21 protein-coding genes and 1 other annotated feature are annotated in these 23,052 nt (G+C 37.5%); of the genes, 18 read left to right on the top strand and 3 right to left on the bottom strand.

Annotation, left to right across the window (positions count from 1 at the left end):
* The first annotated feature begins 67 nt into the window (after positions 1-67).
* The 4 genes from JOC83_RS02230 (at position 68) to JOC83_RS02245 (ending at position 3,188) form a co-directional block, all read left to right on the top strand.
* Complete coding sequence (locus tag JOC83_RS02230; RefSeq protein ID WP_205184759.1) at positions 68-727, top strand: amino acid ABC transporter permease; 660 nt, start codon at positions 68-70, stop codon at positions 725-727.
* Positions 720-1,442, top strand: coding sequence for an ATP-binding cassette domain-containing protein (locus JOC83_RS02235; RefSeq protein ID WP_205183114.1), 723 nt, complete (start codon positions 720-722; stop codon positions 1,440-1,442). The genes JOC83_RS02230 and JOC83_RS02235 overlap by 8 nt, the downstream gene beginning before the upstream one ends.
* A gap of 169 nt (positions 1,443-1,611) precedes the next feature.
* Positions 1,612-2,562, top strand: coding sequence for an aromatic acid exporter family protein (locus tag JOC83_RS02240; RefSeq protein WP_378912576.1), 951 nt, complete (start codon positions 1,612-1,614; stop codon positions 2,560-2,562).
* A gap of 125 nt (positions 2,563-2,687) precedes the next feature.
* The gene (locus tag JOC83_RS02245) at positions 2,688-3,188 is read left to right on the top strand and encodes a L,D-transpeptidase (protein ID WP_205183118.1); all 501 of its coding nucleotides are present in this window, start codon (positions 2,688-2,690) and stop codon (positions 3,186-3,188) included.
* A 108-nt stretch (positions 3,189-3,296) separates the two neighbouring features.
* On the opposite strand, the gene prli42 is transcribed toward JOC83_RS02245, so the two are convergent.
* Positions 3,297-3,392, bottom strand: a complete 96-nt coding sequence (gene prli42, locus JOC83_RS02250) for a stressosome-associated protein Prli42 (protein ID WP_205183129.1) — start codon at positions 3,390-3,392, stop codon at positions 3,297-3,299.
* A 172-nt stretch (positions 3,393-3,564) separates the two neighbouring features.
* Between prli42 and mce the strand changes: the two genes are divergently transcribed.
* The 13 genes from mce (at position 3,565) to rnz (ending at position 19,572) form a co-directional block, all read left to right on the top strand.
* The gene (gene mce, locus JOC83_RS02255) at positions 3,565-3,978 is read left to right on the top strand and encodes a methylmalonyl-CoA epimerase (protein ID WP_205183132.1); all 414 of its coding nucleotides are present in this window, start codon (positions 3,565-3,567) and stop codon (positions 3,976-3,978) included.
* A gap of 3 nt (positions 3,979-3,981) precedes the next feature.
* Complete coding sequence (locus tag JOC83_RS02260; RefSeq protein WP_205183135.1) at positions 3,982-5,532, top strand: acyl-CoA carboxylase subunit beta; 1,551 nt, start codon at positions 3,982-3,984, stop codon at positions 5,530-5,532.
* Positions 5,533-5,559: 27 nt separating this feature from the next.
* Positions 5,560-6,681, top strand: coding sequence for a tripeptidase T (locus JOC83_RS02265; RefSeq protein ID WP_205183138.1), 1,122 nt, complete (start codon positions 5,560-5,562; stop codon positions 6,679-6,681).
* Positions 6,682-7,168: 487 nt separating this feature from the next.
* Positions 7,169-8,542 (top strand): NAD(P)-dependent oxidoreductase, encoded by a 1,374-nt coding sequence (locus JOC83_RS02270; RefSeq protein WP_205183141.1) that lies wholly within the window; start codon positions 7,169-7,171, stop codon positions 8,540-8,542.
* Between the two features lie 23 nt (positions 8,543-8,565).
* Complete coding sequence (gene preA / locus JOC83_RS02275) at positions 8,566-9,852, top strand: NAD-dependent dihydropyrimidine dehydrogenase subunit PreA (RefSeq protein WP_205183144.1); 1,287 nt, start codon at positions 8,566-8,568, stop codon at positions 9,850-9,852.
* A gap of 11 nt (positions 9,853-9,863) precedes the next feature.
* Positions 9,864-11,282, top strand: a complete 1,419-nt coding sequence (gene hydA, locus JOC83_RS02280; protein ID WP_205183148.1) for a dihydropyrimidinase — start codon at positions 9,864-9,866, stop codon at positions 11,280-11,282.
* 244 nt (positions 11,283-11,526) lie between these two features.
* Complete coding sequence (locus tag JOC83_RS02285; protein WP_205183151.1) at positions 11,527-12,999, top strand: NCS1 family transporter; 1,473 nt, start codon at positions 11,527-11,529, stop codon at positions 12,997-12,999.
* Between the two features lie 9 nt (positions 13,000-13,008).
* Complete coding sequence (locus JOC83_RS02290; protein WP_205183154.1) at positions 13,009-13,221, top strand: hypothetical protein; 213 nt, start codon at positions 13,009-13,011, stop codon at positions 13,219-13,221.
* Positions 13,222-13,455: 234 nt separating this feature from the next.
* Positions 13,456-13,647 (top strand): hypothetical protein, encoded by a 192-nt coding sequence (locus JOC83_RS02295; protein WP_205183157.1) that lies wholly within the window; start codon positions 13,456-13,458, stop codon positions 13,645-13,647.
* 114 nt (positions 13,648-13,761) lie between these two features.
* The gene (locus tag JOC83_RS02300) at positions 13,762-15,375 is read left to right on the top strand and encodes a PucR family transcriptional regulator (RefSeq protein ID WP_205183160.1); all 1,614 of its coding nucleotides are present in this window, start codon (positions 13,762-13,764) and stop codon (positions 15,373-15,375) included.
* A gap of 166 nt (positions 15,376-15,541) precedes the next feature.
* Complete coding sequence (locus JOC83_RS02305; RefSeq protein ID WP_205183163.1) at positions 15,542-17,011, top strand: CoA-acylating methylmalonate-semialdehyde dehydrogenase; 1,470 nt, start codon at positions 15,542-15,544, stop codon at positions 17,009-17,011.
* Positions 17,012-17,213: 202 nt separating this feature from the next.
* Positions 17,214-18,572, top strand: a complete 1,359-nt coding sequence (locus JOC83_RS02310) for an aspartate aminotransferase family protein (protein ID WP_205183165.1) — start codon at positions 17,214-17,216, stop codon at positions 18,570-18,572.
* 79 nt (positions 18,573-18,651) lie between these two features.
* Positions 18,652-19,572, top strand: a complete 921-nt coding sequence (gene rnz, locus JOC83_RS02315; protein ID WP_205183168.1) for a ribonuclease Z — start codon at positions 18,652-18,654, stop codon at positions 19,570-19,572.
* Positions 19,573-19,619: 47 nt separating this feature from the next.
* On the opposite strand, the gene namA is transcribed toward rnz, so the two are convergent.
* Both namA and proI read right to left on the bottom strand, forming a co-directional pair.
* Positions 19,620-20,636, bottom strand: coding sequence for an NADPH dehydrogenase NamA (gene namA, locus JOC83_RS02320; RefSeq protein ID WP_205183171.1), 1,017 nt, complete (start codon positions 20,634-20,636; stop codon positions 19,620-19,622).
* A 74-nt stretch (positions 20,637-20,710) separates the two neighbouring features.
* Positions 20,711-21,559 (bottom strand): pyrroline-5-carboxylate reductase ProI, encoded by an 849-nt coding sequence (gene proI / locus JOC83_RS02325; RefSeq protein ID WP_205183174.1) that lies wholly within the window; start codon positions 21,557-21,559, stop codon positions 20,711-20,713.
* 53 nt (positions 21,560-21,612) lie between these two features.
* Positions 21,613-21,826: a binding site (T-box leader), on the bottom strand.
* Positions 21,827-21,961: 135 nt separating this feature from the next.
* Between proI and JOC83_RS02330 the strand changes: the two genes are divergently transcribed.
* Entirely contained in the window at positions 21,962-22,912 is a 951-nt protein-coding gene (locus JOC83_RS02330) for an MBL fold metallo-hydrolase (RefSeq protein WP_205183177.1), read from the top strand.
* The last annotated feature ends 140 nt before the right edge of the window (positions 22,913-23,052 follow it).

Below are 23,052 nucleotides of genomic sequence, written 5' to 3' on the forward strand. Positions count from 1 at the left end.
CTTAATTGAGTTACTTTCTTTAGTAAAAACCATGAAAACTTAGATTAAGAGAGGACGGGCAATGGGCATGAATTTGGACTTCACGCAAATTGTGCCCTCAATCCCTTACATACTAAAAGGGATATGGGTAACATTACAAATTGTTTTAGCGGCAGCAGCTGTTGGTTTTGCACTAGGGATTATACTAGCTTTATTCAAAATTGGACGAATAAAGGTGTTAAAGTGGTTAGCGGATATCTATACATCTATTTTTCGTGGTACACCACTTATCTTGCAGCTGCTAATTATCTATTATGGAGCACCGCAAATCGTTGGATTCGATATAGATGCATATCCAGCGGCTGTTTTAGCCTTCGGTTTAAACTCGGCTGCCTACATTTCAGAGGTCATTCGTGCTGGGATTTTGGCTGTAGATAAAGGACAACGAGAAGCAGCCATGGCATTGGGCATTCCTTATAAAAAGATGATGCGTCACATTATCCTACCTCAAGGGTTAAAGAACATCTTACCTGCCTTAATGAATGAATTTATTACACTCACAAAAGAGTCGGCTGTCGTTACGGTTATTGGTGTAGCTGATATTATGCGTCGCTCATACATTGTTGGTGGACAAACATATAAGTATTTTGAACCTTTGTTGTTTGCTGGATTAATTTATTACATTATGGTCATGGGCTTAACGCTCCTTGGGAAAGCGGTCGAGAGGAGAATGAGAAAAAGTGATTAAAATTGAGAAGTTACACAAATCATTTGGGAAAAATGAAGTGTTAAAAGGAATCTCGACAACGATTAAAGAGGGTGAAGTGGTTGCTATTATCGGCCCTTCAGGATCAGGGAAGTCTACATTTCTACGCTGTATTAACATGCTGGAGGAACCGACTAGCGGACAAATAGTTGTGAAAGAGCAAGAAATTACAGGTGCTAAGACAAATATCATGAAAGTACGCGAGAATGTGGGAATGGTGTTTCAGCATTTTCACTTATTTCCTCACATGACAGTGATTGAAAACTTAACGTATGCGCCAATGACTGTGAAAAAAGTGTCAAAAGCAGAAGCGGAGAAGAACGCACATGAGCTATTAAAAAAAGTAGGGCTTTCAGAAAAAGCGAATGAATATCCAAATCGCTTATCTGGAGGACAAAAGCAACGTGTAGCCATCGCACGTGCGTTAGCAATGTCACCAGAGGTTATGTTATTTGATGAACCTACTTCAGCGTTAGATCCAGAGATGGTAAAAGAAGTGCTAGATGTTATGAAGTCACTTGCACATACAGGGATGACAATGGCTATCGTCACGCATGAAATGGGCTTTGCGAAAGAGGTGGCAGATCGTGTGCTATTCCTTGATGAAGGCTCTCTAGTAGAAGAGGCACATCCACAAGAGTTTTTTACTTCACCAAAAAGTGAGCGTGCGAGGCTCTTTTTACAAAAAGTTTTATAAGTAACACTTAAAGATGAGTAGGCCATGTTAAAAGGGCTGACTCATCTTTTTTGATTAGGCGTTCATAAAAGTTTAATCTATTGTATGCTTTACACATGTGCTAATAAATATTAATATGTCTATTTATAATAAACATGAATTAATCATGAATGTAGGAGCTTTGTGAATGATAAAATTTAAAATTGGATATCGAACATTAAAGACAGCAATTGGTACATCTCTAGCAATTATTATTGCTCAGTTTTTTGAACTGAGCTATTTCTCTTCAGCAGGTATTATTACGATCCTTTGCATTCAAAACTCCAAAAAGAAATCACTTCAAAGTGCCTCACAGCGATTTATTGCCTGTTCATTAGCTATTTTATTTTCATTTGTCTTTTTTGAAGGAATTGGCTATCATCCACTTGTCATCGGTCTTATGTTGCTATTTTTTATCCCGACAACTGTAATTACAAAAGCAAAGGAAGGAATTGTGACAAGCTCAGTTATTATTCTTCATATTTATTCAGAGGCAGATATGACGTGGGGAGTTGTATTTAATGAATTTGGCTTAATTATTATCGGGATTGGCGTTGCGCTAGTAGTTAACCTTTATATGCCAAGTCTAGATGATAAGTTAAAGCAATATCAAAAGCAATTGGAACGTAATTTTCGGAACATCTTAAAAGAAATTGCTGATTATTTACGTACAAACGAAACACATTGGACTGGAAAAGAAATTACAGAAACAGCAAGAATTCTAGAGGAAGCAAAAAGTTTATCTTTCCGAGATGTTGAGAATCATTTTATGCGTTCTGAGAATTACTACTATCATTACTTTAAAATTAGAGAAAAACAATTTGAAATTATTGAGCGGGCACTACCATTAGTCACATCCATTGATCCATTATTTGATCAACGCTATATGATTGCAGACTTTTTGGAGGAGCTCAGTTTATCTGTACACCCTGGAAATACAGCTAAACTATTTTTAATTAAACTTGAACAGTTACGAGAAGAGTTCAAAGAGATGCCGTTACCTCAAACGCGAGAGGAATTTGAGGCAAGAGCCGACTTGCTTCATTTTGTAAAAGAAATTGAACAATACTTAGTCATTAAAACATCTTTAAAATTAGATTAAGTTACGATGCATGGTCATTTGCCTTCTTACGAATAATATGAAATAGCGTAAAAGATAACATAGAGAGTCAAAGAATGGATTCTCTATGTTTGTCTTTATTATCTACATCAGAAGGCGGTGGGCATATGAACATTTTCTTGATTCTTCTTGTTACAATGATGTCACCAATCTGGCCTTTAGGAGAAAATCCTTTGTCTGGAGACCCTTTTGTTATTGTTAATAAACAAACAAATGAGCTTGCCTATATTCAAAATGGACACGTTGAACGTGTTTCTAAAGTAGCGACAGGCAAGACAGAGGACTTAACACCAGAAGGAGAGTTTACCGTTGTAGTGAAAGCGAAAAACCCTTATTATCGTCGGGGAAAGATAGAAGGTGGATCCCCAGAAAATCCACTTGGCACAAGGTGGATTGGCTTTGATGCGAGAGAAACAGATGGGCGAATCTATGGAGTTCATGGTACGAATCAACCAGACTCTATCGGGAAATTCGTTTCAAATGGATGTATTCGTATGCAAAAAGAACAAGTGGAAGAGCTTTACGAAAAGATACCGATAGGGGCAAAAATTTTAATAGTAAAGTCTAATCAATCGTTTGAAGAGATTGTCAAAGAACGAGGGCTGTAATAAAAAAAGGTGTAGGAAGTCACGCAGTGACTGTTCCTACACCTTTTTTTGTACTCGTATTTTAGAGAAGTTTCCATATAAAATACGGAACTTCTTTCAATGATGAATTTACATCCACATTGTTAAGCCGGCTAAAAGTGTTGTTAACACCATTGTACCTAGCATAAGAAAAACAATGATTTTTTGCATTTTTTTATTTGACATAAAAGCCTCCTCAAGCCTTTGTTTGTTTATATTTTACACATATTTTTGCACGAGGACAAGCAAGTGTAAAACAGGATTTTTTAAACACCAAGTCATAACTTTGCAGGATATTGTCGATTCACCGAGAAGATATATATTAGTTCTGTTGAGAAGGCAACAAGGGGGAGAAGGTATGGTAAACAAGGTGGATCATATAGGGATTGCTGTTAAATCAATTAAAGAAGCCATTCCATTTTACGAACAAACGTTAGGACTTTCACTAATGGGAGAAGAAACAGTCGAAACGCAAAAAGTAAAAGTCGCCTTTTTACAAGCTGGGGAAACGAAAATTGAATTACTAGAGCCATTATCATCAGACAGCCCCATTCAAAAGTATTTAGATAAAAAGGGAGAAGGCGTCCATCATATAGCTTTTGGTGTCACGAGTATTGAGGAACGAATTACTCAACTCAAAACAGAAGGAATTCGTATGATTGACGAACAACCTCGAAAAGGGGCAGCGGGCGCAAATATTGCATTTATTCACCCAGCTTCTACAAAAGGGATTTTGTATGAATTATGTGAAAAGCAAACAAAGGGGGACTAACACATGATTGATATTTATGAAAAGTTAAATGAATTATATGACTATCGCCGTCAAGTGGAATTAGGAGGCGGAGATGATAAAATTAATAAGCAGCATAATAAAGGAAAGCTAACTGCTCGAGAAAGAATTGACTTACTGGTGGATTATGATAGCTTTGTGGAGCTTAACCCATTTATTGAACATCGTTGCAACGATTTTGGCTTAAAAGATAAAAAAGGACCAGGAGATGGAGTTGTCACAGGATATGGAAAAATCCATGGTCGTCCAGTGTATTTGTTTTCTCAAGATTTCACTGTGTTCGGTGGAGCCTTAGGAGAGATGCACGCGAAAAAAATTGCCTATGTTATGGACTTAGCTGCAAAGACAGGTGTCCCTTTTATTGGGCTAAATGATTCGGGTGGAGCACGAATTCAAGAAGGAGTAGTTTCATTAGACGGATATGGCCAAATCTTTTATCGTAACTCCATTTATTCAGGAGTAATTCCGCAAATTTCTGTTATTATGGGTCCTTGTGCCGGTGGAGCCGTTTATTCACCAGCCATTACAGATTTTGTTTTCATGGTGGAAAAGACAAGTCAAATGTTCATTACAGGTCCAAAAGTAATTGAAACGGTAACAGGAGAGAAGATCACAGCAGAAGATCTAGGTGGTGCAAAAGTTCACAATGAAATTAGTGGAAATGCTCACTTTTCTGCGGAAACGGAGGAGGAAGTACTCGCAGGTGTACGTTTATTATTAAGCTATTTGCCGCAGAATAATGAAGAAAAGCCACCGATGCAGCCTTTTGATATTGATTCAAATTACCGTCCTGATTTAATTGATGTGATACCGTTTGATGCGATTCGCCCGTATGATGTAAGAAAAGTCATTGAACAAGTTGTAGATGAGAACTCATTTTTAGAAGTTCAAAAAGATTTTGCAAAAAACATTGTCATTGGATTAGCAAGGATTGATGGACATGTAGTCGGATTAGTTTGTAATCAACCAAAAGTAATGGCTGGAGGGCTAGATATTAATTCATCGGATAAAGCAGCTCGTTTTATTCGTTTCTGTGACTCGTTCAATATCCCGCTCATTACATTTGAAGACGTGACAGGGTTTTTCCCAGGTGTTAAACAAGAGCATGGAGGAATTATTCGACACGGTGCGAAAATTTTGTATGCGTATTCAGAAGCGACTGTTCCTAAAATTACAGTAATTTTACGCAAAGCTTATGGAGGAGCTTATGTGGCATTGAACAGTAAGTCTATTGGTGCAGACATCGTCTACTCATGGCCAAATGCAGAGATTGCTGTAATGGGTCCTCAAGGAGCTGCTAATATCATTTTTGCTCAAGAAATTAATAGCAGTGAAAACCCAGAAGTAACTAGAGCAGAGAAAATCGAGGAATATCGTGAAAAGTTCGCGAACCCATATGTAGCTGCGAGATTAGGAATGGTAGATGATGTCATTGATCCTCGAGATACACGAATTAAACTTATACAAGCTCTTGATATGTTGCAAAATAAAAAGGAAGAGCGTCCACGGAAAAAACATGGTAACATACCATTGTAAGGTTAGTTTTTTGGAGGGATACATAATATGGTAAACGAACAGCGTCTTGTTGATTTATTTTTAGAGTTAGTACAAATTGACTCAGAAACAAAATATGAAACAGAAATTGCAAAGGTATTAAAGGGAAAATTTACAGCTCTTGGTGTTGACGTAATCGAGGATGATACAACAAGTATAACTGGTCATGGAGCAGGTAACTTAATCTGTACACTTAAAGGAACGAAAGAAGAAGTAGATTCAATCTACTTTACATCTCATATGGATACGGTTGTACCAGGTAAGGGAGTGAAACCGTCTATCCAAGATGGTTATGTTGTGACAGATGGGACAACGATTTTAGGTGCGGATGATAAAACAGGATTAGCAGCAATGCTTGAAGCAATTCAAGTGTTAAAAGAAAACAACATTGCACACGGAACGATTCAATTTATTATTACGGTTGGAGAAGAGTCTGGTTTAGTAGGAGCAAAAGCTTTAGATCCAAAGCTTGTTACGGCTAAGTTTGGTTATGCCCTCGACAGTGATGGAAAAGTAGGAAATATCATTGTAGCAGCTCCAACACAAGCGAAAGTAAAGGCAACAATCTTTGGAAAAACTGCTCATGCTGGCGTGGCACCTGAAAAAGGAGTGTCAGCAATTACACTAGCGGCAAAAGCAATTTCAAAAATGCCTCTAGGACGAATTGATAACGAAACAACAGCGAATATTGGTCGTTTTGAAGGTGGTACACAGACAAATATCGTGTGTGATCGTGTAGACATTTTAGCCGAAGCTCGCTCATTAGTTCCTGAAAAAATGGAAGCACAAGTACAAAAAATGAAAGAAGCATTTGAATCTACGGCTGCTGAATTTGGTGGACGTGCTGAAGTAGAAATCAATGTTATGTATCCAGGCTTCAAATTTGGTGAAGGAGATCACGTAGTTGAGGTGGCAAAGCAGGCAGTTGAAAAGATTGGACGCTCATCTCAATTGCTAACAAGCGGTGGCGGAAGTGATGCCAATGTCATTGCTGGTTTCGATATTCCAACCGTTAATTTAGCTGTTGGCTATGAAGAAATTCATACAACAAATGAGAAAATGCCAATTGAGGAGCTTGTGAAAACGACAGAATTAGTCGTTTCAATTATTCAAGAAGTAGCAGGAAATTAAGGATAGAAAGAGAAGTGTACACATGTATACTTCTCTTTTTGTTTTACACAATGAATAGTAAATAGTCTGAATTTTTTTACAAAATGTATAATGTTTCTTTGAGCTTGTTTAAGTAAAATAATTGTAATGTATCAGTATTTTAAAAGGAGGTTAGTTATTCTCAGATAGGAAATTTGTTCATTTTGATACAAAAAAATATGTAAGCGTTTTCAAAAACTCCAACGAACGAAATGACTAATTTGTTTGCTCACTTCACATTCATGACAACATGTCATATACACAATAAATAGTGTCTCCCATGTTTTAGAGGTCATTTTTTGAGTCAACCTCTCTTCTTATTTATTTAATCGTTTCTATAAGCATCATTTCGTCTTTCTACTTTCATATGGAATAAGGATTATGCTGTTTTAGATAGTTCTTTTAATTAAGAAAATATCATTCCGATAAAAATGCAATTTCTATTTATCATACTTAGGGGGCTGGTTCAATGAGTTCATCTTTAAAAGATCAAGTCACATTGCAACATGTAGTGAAAAATTTTGATGAAGTTCATAAAGGGCTTTCGAATCGTGATGCTCTTGAGGAAGCAAATCGATGTTTGTATTGTTATGATGCTCCTTGTATTACTGCATGTCCAACAAGCATTGATATTCCAAGTTTTATTAAAAAAATTGCTTCAGGTAACTTAAAAGGATCAGCTAGAACGATTATGACAGCCAATCCTGTGGGAGCGAGCTGTGCACGAGTATGTCCCACTGAAGAGTTATGTGAAGGAGCATGTGTATTAAATCATTCGACTAAACCAATTATGATTGGGAATTTACAACGATATGCAACAGACTGGGCTATTAAAAACCACCAAGTGTTGTTTGAGAAAGGTGAATCAAATGGTAAAAAAGTAGCGATTGTAGGGGCCGGACCAGCTGGATTATCTACTGCTAGAGAACTTGCTCTTCTTGGCTATAGCGTCACCATTTTTGAAGCTGAAAAGGAAGCTGGTGGATTAAATACGTACGGCATCGTTTCGTTCCGTTTACCAAAAGATATTTCATATTGGGAAGTGAATCAAGTGCGTAGCCTTGATGTTGAAATAAAAACGAATACGCGAGTTGGAAAAGATGTTGCGCCTAAACAATTACTAGAAGAATTTGACGCTGTCGTCTTAGCGGTTGGAATGGCAAATGTACCGAACCTCGGCATTGAAGGAGAAAACCTTGAGGGCGTTTATGATGCAATTGAATTTGTGAAGTCGACAAAAACGAATGAGTTGACAACCGATTTTGTGGGTAAACGTGTTGTCGTCATCGGTGCAGGTAACACAGCAATTGATGGTGCGACTTGTTCCGTTCGTCTAGGAGCAGAAAACGTAAAAATTCTTTATCGCCGAACAGCTGAAGAAATGACCGCTTATGATTTTGAATATGAATTTGCAAAGCAAGATGGTGTGGAATTCAGGTGGTTAACAGCTCCTAAACGAATAATTGGAGATGAGAACGGTAAAGTAACTGAAATTGAATGTGTAAAAATGCAGCTAGGTGAACCCGACTCAGATGGACGTCGTCGCCCTGTTGAAGTGAAAGGATCTGAATTTACACTTGAAGTAGATGCTGTCATTAAAGCAATTGGTCAAGAGCGTCATTTACCATTAATCGATCAATTTGAATTAGAACATGACGGTGGTGTTATTAAGATAAACAAAGAAACGTTTCAGACATCAAATTTAAACGTATTCTCTTGTGGAGATGCGATCTTTGGAAAAGGGCAAGGAGAAGCGATGGTTGTTACTGCAGCACAACAAGGTAAAGAAACAGCGCGTGCAATTCATCAACAGCTCACACCAGAAATTGTTGAAACAGTGTAATCATACAAAGGGGGAATTGTATCATGGCTGATTTACGTATTAACCTTGCAGGAATTCAATCACCTAATCCATTTTGGTTAGCATCTGCACCTCCAACAAATTCGGGATATCAAGTGCAAAGAGCGTTTGAAGCTGGATGGGGCGGAGCTGTTTGGAAAACGCTTGGAGATCCAATCTTAAACGTTTCTTCTCGATTTGCAGCTGTGAGCTTTAATGGACAGCGTGTTGCGGGATTTAATAACATCGAGCTCATTACAGATCGACCACTTGAAGTGAATTTAAAGGAAATCTATGAAACGAAAAAACGCTTTCCAAATCATGCAATCATTGCTTCTTTAATGGTAGAGCCAAAACAAGAAAAGTGGCATGAGATTGTAAAAAGAGTCGAAGATGTTGGAGTGGATGGATTAGAGTTAAACTTTGGCTGTCCTCATGGGATGGCTGAGCGAGGAATGGGCGCAGCTTCCGGACAAGTACCTGACTTAGTGGAACGTCAAACGTATTGGGCTAAAGAAGTAGCTCAAACGCCTGTTATTGTAAAGTTAACACCTAACATTACAGATATCACTGTAACAGCTGAAGCCGCTGTTCAAGGTGGAGCAGATGCTGTGAGCATGATTAATACAATTAATAGTTTAGCTGGAGTAGACATTGATTCATGGAACACCATTCCCCATGTTGGTGGAAAAGGTGCGCATGGTGGTTACTGTGGTCCAGCAGTAAAGCCTATTGCCTTAAATATGGTAGGAGAATGTGCACGAAATTCACGGATTAACGTTCCTATTTCAGGTATGGGAGGAGTATCAAACTGGAGAGATGCTGTTGAATTTATGTTAATGGGTGCAACAGGTGTACAAATTTGTACAGCCGCGATGCACCATGGTTTTCGCATTGTAGAAGATATGATTGATGGACTCAATACGTACCTTGACGAACGTGGTATTGAAAGTGTGAGTGAAATTGTCGGAGGAGCTGTCCCTAAGTACTCAGACTGGGGTGATTTAGATTTAAATTATAAAGTAGTAGCGAGAATTAACACTGAAACCTGTATTAACTGCAACAAATGTCATATTGCTTGTGAGGATACGTCTCATCAATGTATTGATATGTTAAAAGACCCAAGTGGAAAGAGTTATTTAAAAGTAAGAGAGGAAGATTGTGTAGGCTGTAATTTGTGTTCAATTGTATGTCCTGTCGATGATGCAATTTCGATGATTGAGGTAGCAAGCGAACATCCACCAATGACATGGAATGAACGTCAAACTGCATTGGCAAAAACATCACAATGTGAAATCGATGTACTAAAATAGGGGGCTTTCATATGAAGAAAATTATTAAAAATGGCTTAATTGTAACTGCTTCTGATACGTATCGTGGTGATTTGTTAATTGAGAATGGTGTGATTGCGTCTATTGGCCAGCAATTTGATGAAACGAACTGTGAGGTTATTGATGCAAAAGGTCATTACATTTTCCCTGGGGGTATTGATCCCCATACCCATTTAGATATGCCGTTTGGTGGAACAATTACAAAAGATGATTTTGAAACGGGAACGATTGCAGCTGCATTTGGTGGAACGACAACTGTTATTGATTTTTGTTTAACGAATAAAGGAGAACCATTGAAAAATGCAATTAAAACGTGGCATGAAAAGGCAAAAAGCAAAGCTTCAATCGATTATAGCTTCCATCTCATGATTGGAGAGATGACAGATGCCGTCTTAGATGAGTTGCCAACGGTAATAGATGAAGAAGGCATTACTTCATTTAAAGTATTTATGGCATATAAAAATGTTCTTCAAGCCGATGATGAAACATTATTCCGTACACTTGTAGCAGCGAAAGATTTAGGTGCACTCGTTATGGTACATGCAGAAAATGGAGATGTTATTGACTATTTAACGAAGCAAGCACTAGAACAAGGAAATACAGATCCAATTTATCATGCACTCACTCGTCCTCCTGAAATAGAGGGAGAAGCAACGGGGAGAGCATCACAGTTTACAGGATTGGCAAATTCTCAATTATACGTGGTGCATGTTTCATGTGCTCAAGCCGTTGAAGAAATTGCCAAGGCGAGAAAACAAGGAATTAATGTATGGGGTGAAACATGCCCTCAGTACCTCGCTTTAGATCAAACGTACCTCGAAAAACCGAATTTTGAAGGGGCGAAGTATGTGTGGTCTCCACCACTTAGAGAAAAATGGCATCAAGATGCGCTATGGAATGCACTGCGAAACGGAGATTTACAAACACTTGGATCTGATCAATGCTCTTTTGATTTTGAAGGCCAAAAAGAGCTTGGACGTGGTGATTTTACAAAGATTCCAAATGGTGGCCCGATGATCGAAGATCGCTTAACCATTCTCTTTTCAGAGGGAGTTAAAAAAGGAAGAATTACCCTGAATCAATTCGTCGATATAACTTCGACACGAATTGCAAAACTCTTTGGATTGCATCCTAAAAAAGGAACCATATCAGTCGGAGCGGATGCAGACCTTATCATCTTTGATCCAAATGTAGAGCGAACCATTTCAGTTAAAACGCATCATATGGCTGTTGATTACAATGCATTTGAAGGAATGAATGTAACAGGCGAGCCAATTTCTGTTTTATGCCGTGGTGAGTTTGTTGTAAAAGATAAGAAATATGTAGGCAAACAAGGATATGGTCAATATTTAAAACGAGCAAAATATAACTCTACTCTTGAAAATGAGCGTAATAAGCAAGTAACTATTTAATAGATGAAATTTTCATTCAAACATTCACCCCCCTTTTTTCATGAATAAATAAAAAGAGAAAAGTTGTACGTTAAGTTGGGACTGTTTCAAAAGCTATGACAGATAAAAAGGGAGCTCTTCTTACGCTCTTTGAAACAGCCCTTTCTGTATATGAATCGTTAGCTTATGCTTTGTTGATTATCATGTTGATAGAATCAAGGTTTACGTGAAGCGTGTTTATTTTGAATGATAAGGGGTGTGTACAATGAAAAAGCAAACAAGTTATTTGAAATCACCAGATTTGTTACCTATCGCTCATAGTGATAAGAAGATAGGGACGTTTGGCTTTGCTTTAATGTGGGTGAGTATGGCAGTTGTACTAGCAGCATTTGCAATTGGTGGAGCTGGTGTTGGAAGTATTTCACTAGGATGGGTCGTCTTTGCGACAGTCATTGGTTCAGTAGCAATTGGATTATTTATGACAATCATTGGTGATATCGGAATTGAGCATGGGCTCTCATTTCCAGTTTATATGAGAGCACCTTTTGGTACAATTGGCACTCATATTCCATCGCTCGTACGTGGAATTGCTGCATCGTGTTGGTTTGGAATTAACACGTATTTTGGATCAACAGCCATGAATGGGATTTTGAACGTGTTAGTTGGTTTTGATAACTGGCTCGTTTGTTTTTTCCTCTTTGCTTTATTTCAGCTTATCAACACTGCATTAGGTATTAAGGCAGTAGAACGATTTGCAGACTTGGCGGCTCCCATTATTATCATTATTTCAGCATGGATGTACACAACACTATCTGATAAAGCATTGGCGGAAGGAAGAGAAGTGTGGGCTTGGATTGAAAATCCAGTGACTGGCGGCGCAGCTGTAACAGCATTTGTTATTGTTATAATGAGTAATATGGGATTTTGGGCAACTTTAGCAGCGGATATGCCTTCTATTTCTAGGTATATTAAAGCACCAAAGCATGAGCGCAACTGGTTTAAACGAAACAAATCGTCATTAGTGGGAAGTGTTGTTGCCTTACCCTTAACACAAACGTTTATGGTTATCATTGGTGGTGTCTCCTATATCGCTGTGAAAAATTACGATCCAGTGGTCGCATTACAAGAAGCAGCAAGTGGATTTATTTTAGGAATTTTGTTACTCATGATTGTATTTGCTCAATGGTCAACCAACATATCTGCTAACTTGATTCCAGCTGCAACCATTTTTTCAAATGTAGGTGGACCAAAAGTACCTTTTTGGGTAGGCGTTCTAATGGCAGGAATCATTGGTACAATCGTTCAGCCGTGGAGTCTATTCGGCATCATTATTCCTGCGTTACTTGTTATTGGAGGAATTTTGTCATCGATTGTAGGGATCTTGTTTGCTGATTATTATTTGCTACGCAAACGCAGAGTGAATGTGACAGATTTATATGAAAGTGAAGGACAGTATAAATATCTTAATGGTATTAATGTGGCAGGATTTATTGCATGGATTACAGGTGGTTTAGCAGCTTATTTTTTAGCCAACTACTCATTCATCGTTGGGTTTTTAGTAGGTTCTAGTTGCTATTATGTTTTAGCAAAGTATTGGTGGTTTAAAAAGTATAAGCAAGCAGAAATTGAAAATCCGGATGATGAAACATACTTAGGAATCACTGTAGGAAGAGACTGGGTTATTGAAGTAGACGAAAAGATAAAAGTACCAAGTGAAAAATCCATTACAATGAATTGAGGTGAAAGGATGTCTTCCTATCAAGAGTTTATAGCAGAACGAGATAAGATTGATTATTTAATCCAGCAAGGATATAAAATTAAAGCTGTAACAGAAAATTTAAGTGGAGCTTTCGTTCAATTTGAAAAAAGCCAAGGTCACGAGAAAGATGAATGTGTTATGCACATTTTAACGGCAGATGCACGTAAATACTTTTCCTCTATTATGATCCATCAAACGTGATGGGATAATGAGTAATGGGTGAAAATATTACCACGTCCAATGAACAATAAATCGTAGAACTGTTTTATCAGTTATCGCTTTTTACAGTGAGCCTGCTAAGGTTAATGCAACTTTAGCAGGCTTATTTTAAATGTCTTTTGTAACACATACATTACAATTAGGTTACAAGACCCAAAAAGGGTTTCGAACTAACGTATTTTGTAGTAATTAATAGTTAGGAAGGATGTGCCGGTTATGATTAATATGAGTGAAGGTATGACACCAGAGGAAGTACATTTGATTGATAAATTAAAAATGGAGATGCTAAATGCGGTTTCATTACAAGATTTGCAGTTTTATAAAAAGGAAATCACAAGAATTAAAGAGCAAGCAGCAAAAAGACATCGATTTTTACATAAATTAACAAAAAGAGCTGAGAAGTTGTGATCATTTCTAAAGTGATTACAACTTTTTTTATTAAATCGCTTTATTTTCTGAAAATTTAATATAATATTAATAAATATAAAGATCAATCTTACATCATAAAAAGGTGGTGCCCGCTTGAAATCATATTTAACAGTTAATGAAATATTAGGTAGAAAGCATTTTGTTTGTAGTGAAGTGATTGCAGGGAAAAAAGGGCTCAATAATATGGTGAAATGGGTACATATTATGGAAGTAACGAACGTGAACAAATTATTAAATGGAAACGAACTTATTTTATCTACAGGGGTCGGATGGAAAGAAAACAAAGAGGTCTTTATTTCATTTCTTCATCAATTAATTGAATGTCGTGCAGTTGGATTATGTATCGAAATAGGAATATACACCTCTGAGATTCCTCCAGAAGTGGTTAATATTGCAAATGAACATGATTTTCCAATTATTATTTTTCACGAAGAAGTACCATTTGTAGAGATTACGCAAGATATTCACTCAATGTTGATTAATCAACATTATCAAATGATTTCAGACTTAGAGAATTATTCTCAGCAGTTAAATAAGCTGTTATTAACCATTAATCATCCTCAGGAAATCTTAACTTTCTTTCACAAATATACAAACTTACAAGTTGCGCTTCGCTTAAATGAAGTGACTACACTTATACCACATGCTTCACCTACAAAAGAAAAAGAAATACTCCATCTTCTAAATCAAATCGATACAAACGGAGAACAAACCTCTATAGGGCTACAACGCGTTCAAGTGTTAAATCAAGACTACGCTGAGCTATATTTACTGTGTCATGAACGATATTTAACAGAACTAGAACTTCTAGCATTAGATCGAACAGCAACCGCATTAGCACAACACTTTTTAAGAGATTTATATGTAGAAGAAAGAAGAAGGATAGCAGAAACAGAGTGGATGACAAAATGGCTAACAGGTGAACTATCGCATGAGAAGCTTATGCATTATCTTGAAGAAAGTATTCATCCAACGGCAATCGATGGTGGGGTTGTGGCAGTATGTAAATGGAGTTCAGATAGTGAACAACCTTCCTTTGATTTAACTTATTTTAAATTATTCATACGAAATTTATTTGAACAAGAAGGTTTTCACCTTTTTACAATTGAGAAACACAATTATATCGTACTGTTGTTGCTTAATAAAAGGTCCTATAAGACATGGAAAAAGAGAATAACAGATGGTATTTCAAGGTTAATGGATACAGATTATCAAAAGAAACGCAACTTTCCTATTCAATTAATAGGAATAGGCTCTTATTATCAAGATTTACGAGACATAGGTAAAAGTTATGAAAAAGCAATTGATACGATAAAAATTCAAGAAAAAATAGAGTCCAGCACAACCATTCATTTTTATGATGATCTTCATATGTTTAGGGTTATTTCTCTCGTTCAACAGCATAAAGATCTTCGTGATGTTGTCATGGAGTATTTAGAGCCAGTTATCAATTATGATAAAAAGTACAATGCGAAATTAATGGAAACCTTAAAAACGTACCTTGCATGTCAGGGTTCAAAGCAAGAAACGGCGAAAAAATTATTTATTGTTCGTCAAACGCTCTATCATCGCATTGAAAAACTAGAGAAGCTGCTAGGTTCAGACTTCATGCAACCAGAAAAGCGCATGGCGATTGAGTTTATGTTAATGACTTATGAATACTTGTTCACCGTTAACTCAACCAGTAAACTATCATATAAATTATAACGTTCAAGGGGATGAATGAAGAGTTCTTTAAAGACTTTGTTCATCCCCTTATGCATTATGTGGAATAATTCCTAATCGTTCTTTTACACAATGTCTAATGAAACAGATGCAGAAATACTAGATAATAAGATACAAAGAATCCAATTATTCTAAGGGGGTATCGTACATGTCAGTGGTAAATAAAGATACGTTATTATTAAAAAACTATATTAACGGGGAATGGGTAGATTCAAAAGGTAGTGAAAAGTTAGATGTGATTAATCCAGCTACAAAAGAGGTAATTGCAACTGTACCTGTTTCAACGAAAGAAGATGTTAATCAAGCGGTTCAAGCAGCTCAACAAGCATTTAATACGTGGAAGGATGTTCCGTCTCCAAAACGAGCAAGAGTTTTATTTAAATATCATTCATTATTAGTCGATCAGCATGAAGAATTAGCAAAACTTGTTGTGCAAGAAAATGGAAAAGCTTACAAAGAAGCCTATGGTGAAGTACAAAGAGGAATCGAATGTGTTGAATTTGCCTCAGGTGCCCCAACGTTACTAATGGGGGAAACCCTCGGTAATATTGCAGAAGAAATTGATTCTGAAATGTATCGATATCCACTAGGTGTTGTGGGAGGAATTACCCCGTTTAACTTTCCGATGATGGTTCCGCTTTGGATGTTTCCACTTGCGATTGTATGTGGGAATACATTTGTATTAAAGCCTTCAGAAAGAACGCCTTTATTAGCGAATCGCTTAGTAGAGTTATTTACACAAGCTGGAGCGCCAAAAGGTGTGTTGAATATTGTACATGGGGCCCATGATGTTGTAAATGGTTTAATTGAACATGATGATGTACGTGCTATTTCATTTGTTGGCTCTCAACCGGTTGCCAAATATGTATATGAACGCTCTGCTGTACAAGGCAAAAGAGTGCAAGCATTATCTGGTGCTAAAAATCACCATATTGTGATGCCTGATTGCGATGTAGAGAAAGCGGTTCAACATATTATTAGCTCAGCTTACGGAAGTGCAGGGCAACGTTGTATGGCTTGTAGCGCTGTTGTATTAGTAGGAGATAATGCTGATCAAGTGGCTTCTAAACTAAGGGAAAAAGCAGATGAGCTTATAATGGGCAATGGTTTAGATGATGAAGTGTTATTAACACCTGTTATTCGTCAGCAGCATCGTGATACAGTGCTTGGTTATATTCAGAAAGGCTTAGCAGAAGGAGCTAACCTTATTCGAGATGGGCGTAAGGAAATGGATGAGATGCCAGAGGGGAATTTTTTAGGTCCTACTATTTTTGATTATGTGACACCAACTATGACCATTGCAAAAGAAGAGATTTTCGCTCCAGTTTTAAGTTTGCTTCGTGCAGAAGATTTAGATGAAGCGTTAGAATACATTCGAAAATCAAGATTTGGAAATGGAGCAACGATTTATACAAAAGACGCTAAAGCAATTCGTCAATTCCGTGAAGAAGCCGATGCAGGCATGTTAGGTGTAAATGTTGGGGTTCCTGCAACGATGGCATTTTTCCCGTTTTCTGGTTGGAAAGATTCATTTTATGGTGATTTACATGTGAACGGAAAAGACGGACTGAATTTTTATACTCGTAAAAAAATGATTACATCTCGCTTTGATTTTTAACATATGTATCATACAAAAGCAAAGTTTGAATAAGGTAAATGATGAGTTTGTAGGAACGAGAAATGGAAAAGTCAACAATCCATGCTCGTTCCTTTCTTTGAAATACAAGTAGCAATTAACACATCTCTGTTGTCTTCTTCAATGATTGTGGTGAAGGTATGAGTAAGACACGATTGAAGTAATAGGAAGGGGATTGGATGGAATGGTACAAGTAGGAAAAAATCAAGAAGAGTTGCTACAAAAAGATGAGAAGTATGTGTGGCATTCAATGAAGCCATATACTCCACATGCGACAATGGTTGTTCAAGAAGCAAAAGGAGCTTGGATAACAGATCAAGAAGGAAATCGTTTCTTAGATGGAATGGCGGGGCTTTGGTGCGTGAATGTAGGATATGGGCGCGAAGAATTAGCGGAGGCAGCTTACGAACAATTGAAAAAGCTTGCTTATTTTCCTTTAACTCAAAGTCATACACCTGCTATTCAACTAGCAGAAAAGCTAAATCAAATGTTAGGCGATGACTATGTTATTTTCTTTTCCAATAGTGGATCAGAAGCGAATGAAGCGGCATTTAAAATTGCAAGGCAGTATCATCAACAAAAAGGGGACACACATCGCTATAAATTTATTTCACGTTATCGTGGATATCATGGAAACTCGATGGGCGCACTTTCAGCAACTGGCCAAGCGCAACGAAAATATAAATATGAGCCGTTAGCTCCAGGTTTTATCCATGTCTCCCCACCAGACTCATATCGTGCAACTGATGCGCCAAATTGTCCGCCGTCAGAACTTCACGCCGTTAAAGAAATAGATCGCACCATGACGTGGGAGCTGAGTGAAACCATTGCGGGAGTTATTATGGAGCCTATTATTACAGGTGGAGGAATTCTAATGCCACCTGATGGGTATATGAAAGCTGTGAAAGAGGTATGTGAGAAACATGGTGCCCTTTTAATAGTCGATGAAGTCATTTGTGGGTTTGGTCGTACAGGGGAGCCATTTGGATTTATGAATTATGGCGTTAAGCCAGATATCATTACAATGGCAAAAGGAATTACAAGTGCTTACTTACCTCTTTCTGCTACAGCGGTAAGAAGAGAAATTTATGAAGCGTTTAAAGGAACGAATGAATATGACTATCTACGTCATGTAAACACATTTGGAGGTAGTCCAGCTGCATGTGCCTTAGCTTTAAAGAATATTGAGATTATGGAGCAAGAACAATTATTTAAGCGTTCAAAAGAACTTGGTGCATACTTGCTTGGAGAGTTACAGCATCTGTTAAAGGATCATTCCCATGTAGGTGATATTCGTGGAAAAGGGTTGCTTATAGGAATTGAACTTGTGCAGGATAAGCAAACAAAAGAACCAATCGATGTTCAATATGTCAATAAAATCATTGCTGAATGTAAGAAAGAAGGACTAATTATTGGGAAAAACGGTGCAACAGTTGCGGGTTATAATAACGTATTAACTCTTTCACCGCCACTCACAATCGAAGAAGCTGACATTGACTTTATGATTAAGACACTGACAAATGCGTTAGCTTACGTAAAATAAGAGTCTTTGTGAATATGAAAAAAGCCTGTATAATGACTTATACAGGCTTTTTGTACGGAAAGAATAGGGAGGTTTTTCTTTGGAGTTACTATTTCTAGGAACTGGCGCGGGTATTCCTGCTAAACATCGAAACGTATCGTCCATTGCGATACAATTATTACAAGAGCGAGGAACAACGTGGCTAGTTGATTGTGGAGAAGCGACGCAACACCAAATTTTACATACATCTATTAAGCCTCGCCGAATTGAAAAGATTTTTATTACACATCTTCATGGTGACCACATTTACGGATTGCCTGGTTTACTTGGAAGTCGGTCGTTTCAAGATGGACAATCAGCTTTAACCGTATATGGACCAAGTGGTATCAAGGAGTTTATCTCTGTTACCTTATCGGTTAGTCAAACGCATGTACGTTACCCTTTAAAAATAGTTGAGGTAGAAGAAGGCATTATTTTTGAAGATGATACATTTAAAGTGGAGTGTCAATTACTAGAGCATGGTATTCCTTCTTATGGGTATCGAATCACGGAAAAGAGCTTACCCGGTATTCTATTAGTAGATAAGTTAAAAGAAGTTGGGATTAAGCCAGGCCCAATCTATCAGAAAATTAAACAAGGTGAACAAGTTGAATTAGAGAATGGAACAGTGATAAATGGAGCTGATTTTGTAGGCCCTCCCAAAAAAGGAAAAGTAATCGTTATTCTAGGAGATACACGAATATGTAAAAAGAGTATCGAACTTGCCTCCCATGCAGATGTGCTTGTTCATGAAGCGACATTTGCTGGTAATGATGAGCAGTTGGCTTATGATTATTTTCATTCGACAGCGAAGCAAGCAGCTGAAGTGGCTAAACGAGCGAACGTTAAGCAGCTTATTCTGACACATATTAGCTCTCGTTATCAAGCGGACAGCATTCAGTTGCTTGTTCATGAAGCGAAGGAAATATTCGAACAAACAGAAGTAGCAGAAGATTTGAAAATGATTCCAATTCCAAACTAAAAAAGCGAAGGCGATCTCAAAAGAGATCGCCTTCGCTTTTTTTTACATTACCAGCCACGTTCGTATTGTACGGGTGCTTGAATGTCTGTTCGTAAGTCTTTTGCTGCCGCTCGAGCCCAATAAGGGTCACGTAATAATTCCCGGCCGATAAATATTAAATCAGCGCGTTCGTTACGTAAAATCTCCTCGGCTTGTAGCCCACTTGTAATAAGTCCGACCGCTCCCGTCGCAATGTCTGCTTGCTGCTTAATCGTTTCAGCAAATTTAACTTGGTAGCCAGGATAGACGGGGATTTTAGCTGGAGCAACAGCTCCTGAACTAACATCAATTAAGTCCACACCATCTTGTTTCATCCAACGAGCAAATGTGACGTGGTCTTCCACATCTAACCCTTCTGGTAAATAATCAGAAGCTGATACACGAACAAGTAAAGGACCATCCCATACTTGCTTCACTTCTGTAATAATCTCGTGCAAGAAACGGTAGCGGTTTTCAGCCGAACCACCATATTCATCAGTACGCTTATTACTTACAGGAGAGAGAAACTCATTTATTAAGTAACCATGAGCACCATGAAGTTCGATTATGTCAAAGCCTGCTTTTTTAGCTCGACTTGCACCTTCTTTAAAGGCAACAATGGTTTCTTTAATTTCGTCAATTGACATTTCTTTTGGACGCTTCATGTTCTCGTCGAATGCAATGGCAGAAGGAGCAAAGATTTCTCCATCAACAGTTGCTTTTCGTCCAGCATGTGCGAGTTGGATAGCTGTTGTCGCACCATGTTCTTTTATTTGAGATACTAGAGCTTGTAACCCTTCAATATGACGATCATCCCAAATTCCTAAGTCGCGAGATGAAATACGCCCTTGAGGATGGACCGCTGTTGCTTCGAGCATGATCATTCCTACTTGGCCGACAGCACGGCTGACGTAATGAGTAAAATGCCAATTTTGTACATGGCCGTCTTCATTGTGAGAAGAATACATACACATTGGTGACATAACGATGCGGTTTTTAATCGTTATATTTTTAATTGTATAAGGTGAAAACAATTGAGTAGACAAGGTTATACAGCCTCCAATTATTTCGATTTTCTAAACAAATGAATTATAGCACTTTCTTTTCCTATATTTCATCTTTAAAGCTTAGGAGACATTGTTGTCTGGTTAATCGATTCCCCAAGTTCTTTCGATCGTTCAGTAGCTTGCTTAATACATTCAATCATTGCTTCTTGATAACGGTAGGCTGATAATGTTTTTAAACCAGCCTCGGTTGTACCACCTGGACTTGTCACTTCTTTGCGAAGAGTAGCAGGTGATTTAGAGGAATGTTTGAGCATTTCCGCAGAGCCAATCAGAGTTTGAAGGATTAAGTCTTTTGCTGTTTCTTGATTTAATCCAATGGTATGTGCAGCAGCTTCCATCGCTTCAACTAGATAATACACATACGCAGGCCCACTTCCTGATAAGCCTGTTACAGCATGTAAATCATCCTCTTTTACGATTGTTACAGTTCCGATAGAGCTAAATAACTGTTTACTTTCTTTAATATGATAGGTAGTAGCAAACTCACCTTTTGCGATAGCGGTGGCAGATAATCCAATTGAAGCAGAAGTGTTAGGCATTGCGCGCACAACGGCTACTTCTTTTTCAATTAACGTTTGTATACTTTCTGTTGAGACACCAGCTAACACCGACACAATAAATTGTTTGTCTTTTATAAATGGCTTAATGGATTGTACGCCTTCTACAACATCTTTTGGTTTCATTGCTAACACAATTAAATCGCAGTTTGTGACGATTTCTTGTTTATCACGTGTAACATTTACACCATACGTACTTTTAAAGTAGTTTAAGCGAGCATCATTCGAATGATTTGTCACATATATGTTTTGTTTACGTAGTTGTTTCTTTTCTACAAGTCCTGCAACCATGGCTTCAGCCATAGAGCCTGCACCAATAAAACCGATACTTGAGATACCGTTCATTTTAGGGTAGCCTCCTGTTCTAAATAAAATAAACAACAAAAAGACCTTTCGTCGCAAAGGACGGAAAGGTCTTAGAATCCGCGGTACCACCTTCGTTAGTATAAAAAATATACTCAACTCATATCCCGTAACGTGGGTAGACGTTTAGGTTTCCCTAAAAGCTCATGGGTAGGTTCAATTATTAAGAGGATGACAAAGTTTCTCAGCCTATGAACTTTGCTCTCTATGCATCATTAATCATTTACTAATCCCAATCAACGCCGATTTTATTTCTTGTCATTATGCAATGAAATAACTAGTCCTGTCAATATTTAGATGAAATTAATTTGAATAGCTTGAATGAGAAGACAAATCGTGTACACTTAAAGAAAGCGACTATGTTAACTAAAGGAGAATGAATGAATGGTCACTCAAATTCATAAAATTGTGCTTCCTACACCATTTGATGTTGGGGATGTGAATGTCTATCTTTTAGAAGGAGATAGCCTCACATTGGTAGATGCGGGTGTTAAGACAGAAGAAGCATGGAAGAAATTTAATGAAGAGTTAGGTAGAATTGGTTTTGCTGTATCAGATATCGAACAAGTTGTCTTAACACATCATCACCCTGATCATGTGGGATTATTAGACTACCTAGATAAAGATATTAAAGTAATTGGTCATCAACATAATGAAGTTTGGATTACCCAAGATAACGATTTCTTAAAGCACTACGAGGCGTTTTTTCTAGAATTCTTTACACAATCAGGTATAGACCCAGTATTTTTATCGTTTTTACCCAAATTGAAAAGTACATTAAAGTATTCTTGTCATCGATCATTAACGAGTACGGTAAAAGAGGGAGATTTCATCCAAGGTTTAACAGGGTGGAAAGTGTTAGAGACACCAGGTCATGCTCAAAGTCATATTGCTTTGTATCATGAGCAACAACAGTTATTAATTGGAGGCGATGTTCTAATTAGCCATATTTCATCCAATCCGCTTATTGAACCACCACAATCTAAATATGAAGAGAGAGCAAAATCACAAATTCAATATAATGATACGTTAAGACGATTGCTGACGTTTCCAATTAAACGTGTTTATACGGGACATGGAGAAGAAGTAGAAAATGCACATGATTTGATCCAAGAACGTTTAAATAAACAGCATGAACGTGCATATAAAGTGTTAAAATTGATAAAAGAGCAGCCAAGAACCGCTTTTCAAATTTGTACGAAGCTGTTTCCAAAGGTGTACGAGAAGCAACTTGGCTTAACGATGTCCGAAACAATTGGACAATTAGACTATCTGGAAAATTTAGGTGAAGTGAAAATTGATAGTAGCCAACAACATTGGGTTTATTACGCTTAATGCTAGCCGTCTCAAAAGGAAGAAATACCTTATCTTTTGAGACGTTTCTTATTTAAAAGAAACGACACGAAAGAAGAGAAAAGATGTTACAACAAAGGAATAAGGTTATGATAAAGAGAAACGTAATAGGTTAAATGGTA

The sequence above is a fragment of the Priestia iocasae genome (genome assembly GCF_016909075.1).
In the GTDB taxonomy this organism is placed as follows: domain Bacteria; phylum Bacillota; class Bacilli; order Bacillales; family Bacillaceae_H; genus Priestia; species Priestia iocasae.

Bases quoted from the DNA above. Each gene is read 5' to 3' on its own strand.
- JOC83_RS02310 (WP_205183165.1), top strand. From the start codon at position 17,214: ATGGTACAAGTAGGAAAAAATCAAGAAGAGTTGCTACAAAAAGATGAG.
- JOC83_RS02305 (WP_205183163.1), top strand. From the start codon at position 15,542: ATGTCAGTGGTAAATAAAGATACGTTATTATTAAAAAACTATATTAAC.
- JOC83_RS02230 (WP_205184759.1), top strand. From the start codon at position 68: ATGAATTTGGACTTCACGCAAATTGTGCCCTCAATCCCTTACATACTA.
- JOC83_RS02270 (WP_205183141.1), top strand. From the start codon at position 7,169: ATGAGTTCATCTTTAAAAGATCAAGTCACATTGCAACATGTAGTGAAA.
- proI (WP_205183174.1), bottom strand. From the start codon at position 21,559: ATGAACGGTATCTCAAGTATCGGTTTTATTGGTGCAGGCTCTATGGCT.
- JOC83_RS02265 (WP_205183138.1), top strand. From the start codon at position 5,560: ATGGTAAACGAACAGCGTCTTGTTGATTTATTTTTAGAGTTAGTACAA.
- mce (WP_205183132.1), top strand. From the start codon at position 3,565: ATGGTAAACAAGGTGGATCATATAGGGATTGCTGTTAAATCAATTAAA.
- preA (WP_205183144.1), top strand. From the start codon at position 8,566: ATGGCTGATTTACGTATTAACCTTGCAGGAATTCAATCACCTAATCCA.
- JOC83_RS02260 (WP_205183135.1), top strand. From the start codon at position 3,982: ATGATTGATATTTATGAAAAGTTAAATGAATTATATGACTATCGCCGT.
- JOC83_RS02330 (WP_205183177.1), top strand. From the start codon at position 21,962: ATGGTCACTCAAATTCATAAAATTGTGCTTCCTACACCATTTGATGTT.
- JOC83_RS02290 (WP_205183154.1), top strand. From the start codon at position 13,009: ATGTCTTCCTATCAAGAGTTTATAGCAGAACGAGATAAGATTGATTAT.
- JOC83_RS02245 (WP_205183118.1), top strand. From the start codon at position 2,688: ATGAACATTTTCTTGATTCTTCTTGTTACAATGATGTCACCAATCTGG.
- JOC83_RS02295 (WP_205183157.1), top strand. From the start codon at position 13,456: ATGATTAATATGAGTGAAGGTATGACACCAGAGGAAGTACATTTGATT.
- JOC83_RS02285 (WP_205183151.1), top strand. From the start codon at position 11,527: ATGAAAAAGCAAACAAGTTATTTGAAATCACCAGATTTGTTACCTATC.
- hydA (WP_205183148.1), top strand. From the start codon at position 9,864: ATGAAGAAAATTATTAAAAATGGCTTAATTGTAACTGCTTCTGATACG.
- prli42 (WP_205183129.1), bottom strand. From the start codon at position 3,392: ATGTCAAATAAAAAAATGCAAAAAATCATTGTTTTTCTTATGCTAGGT.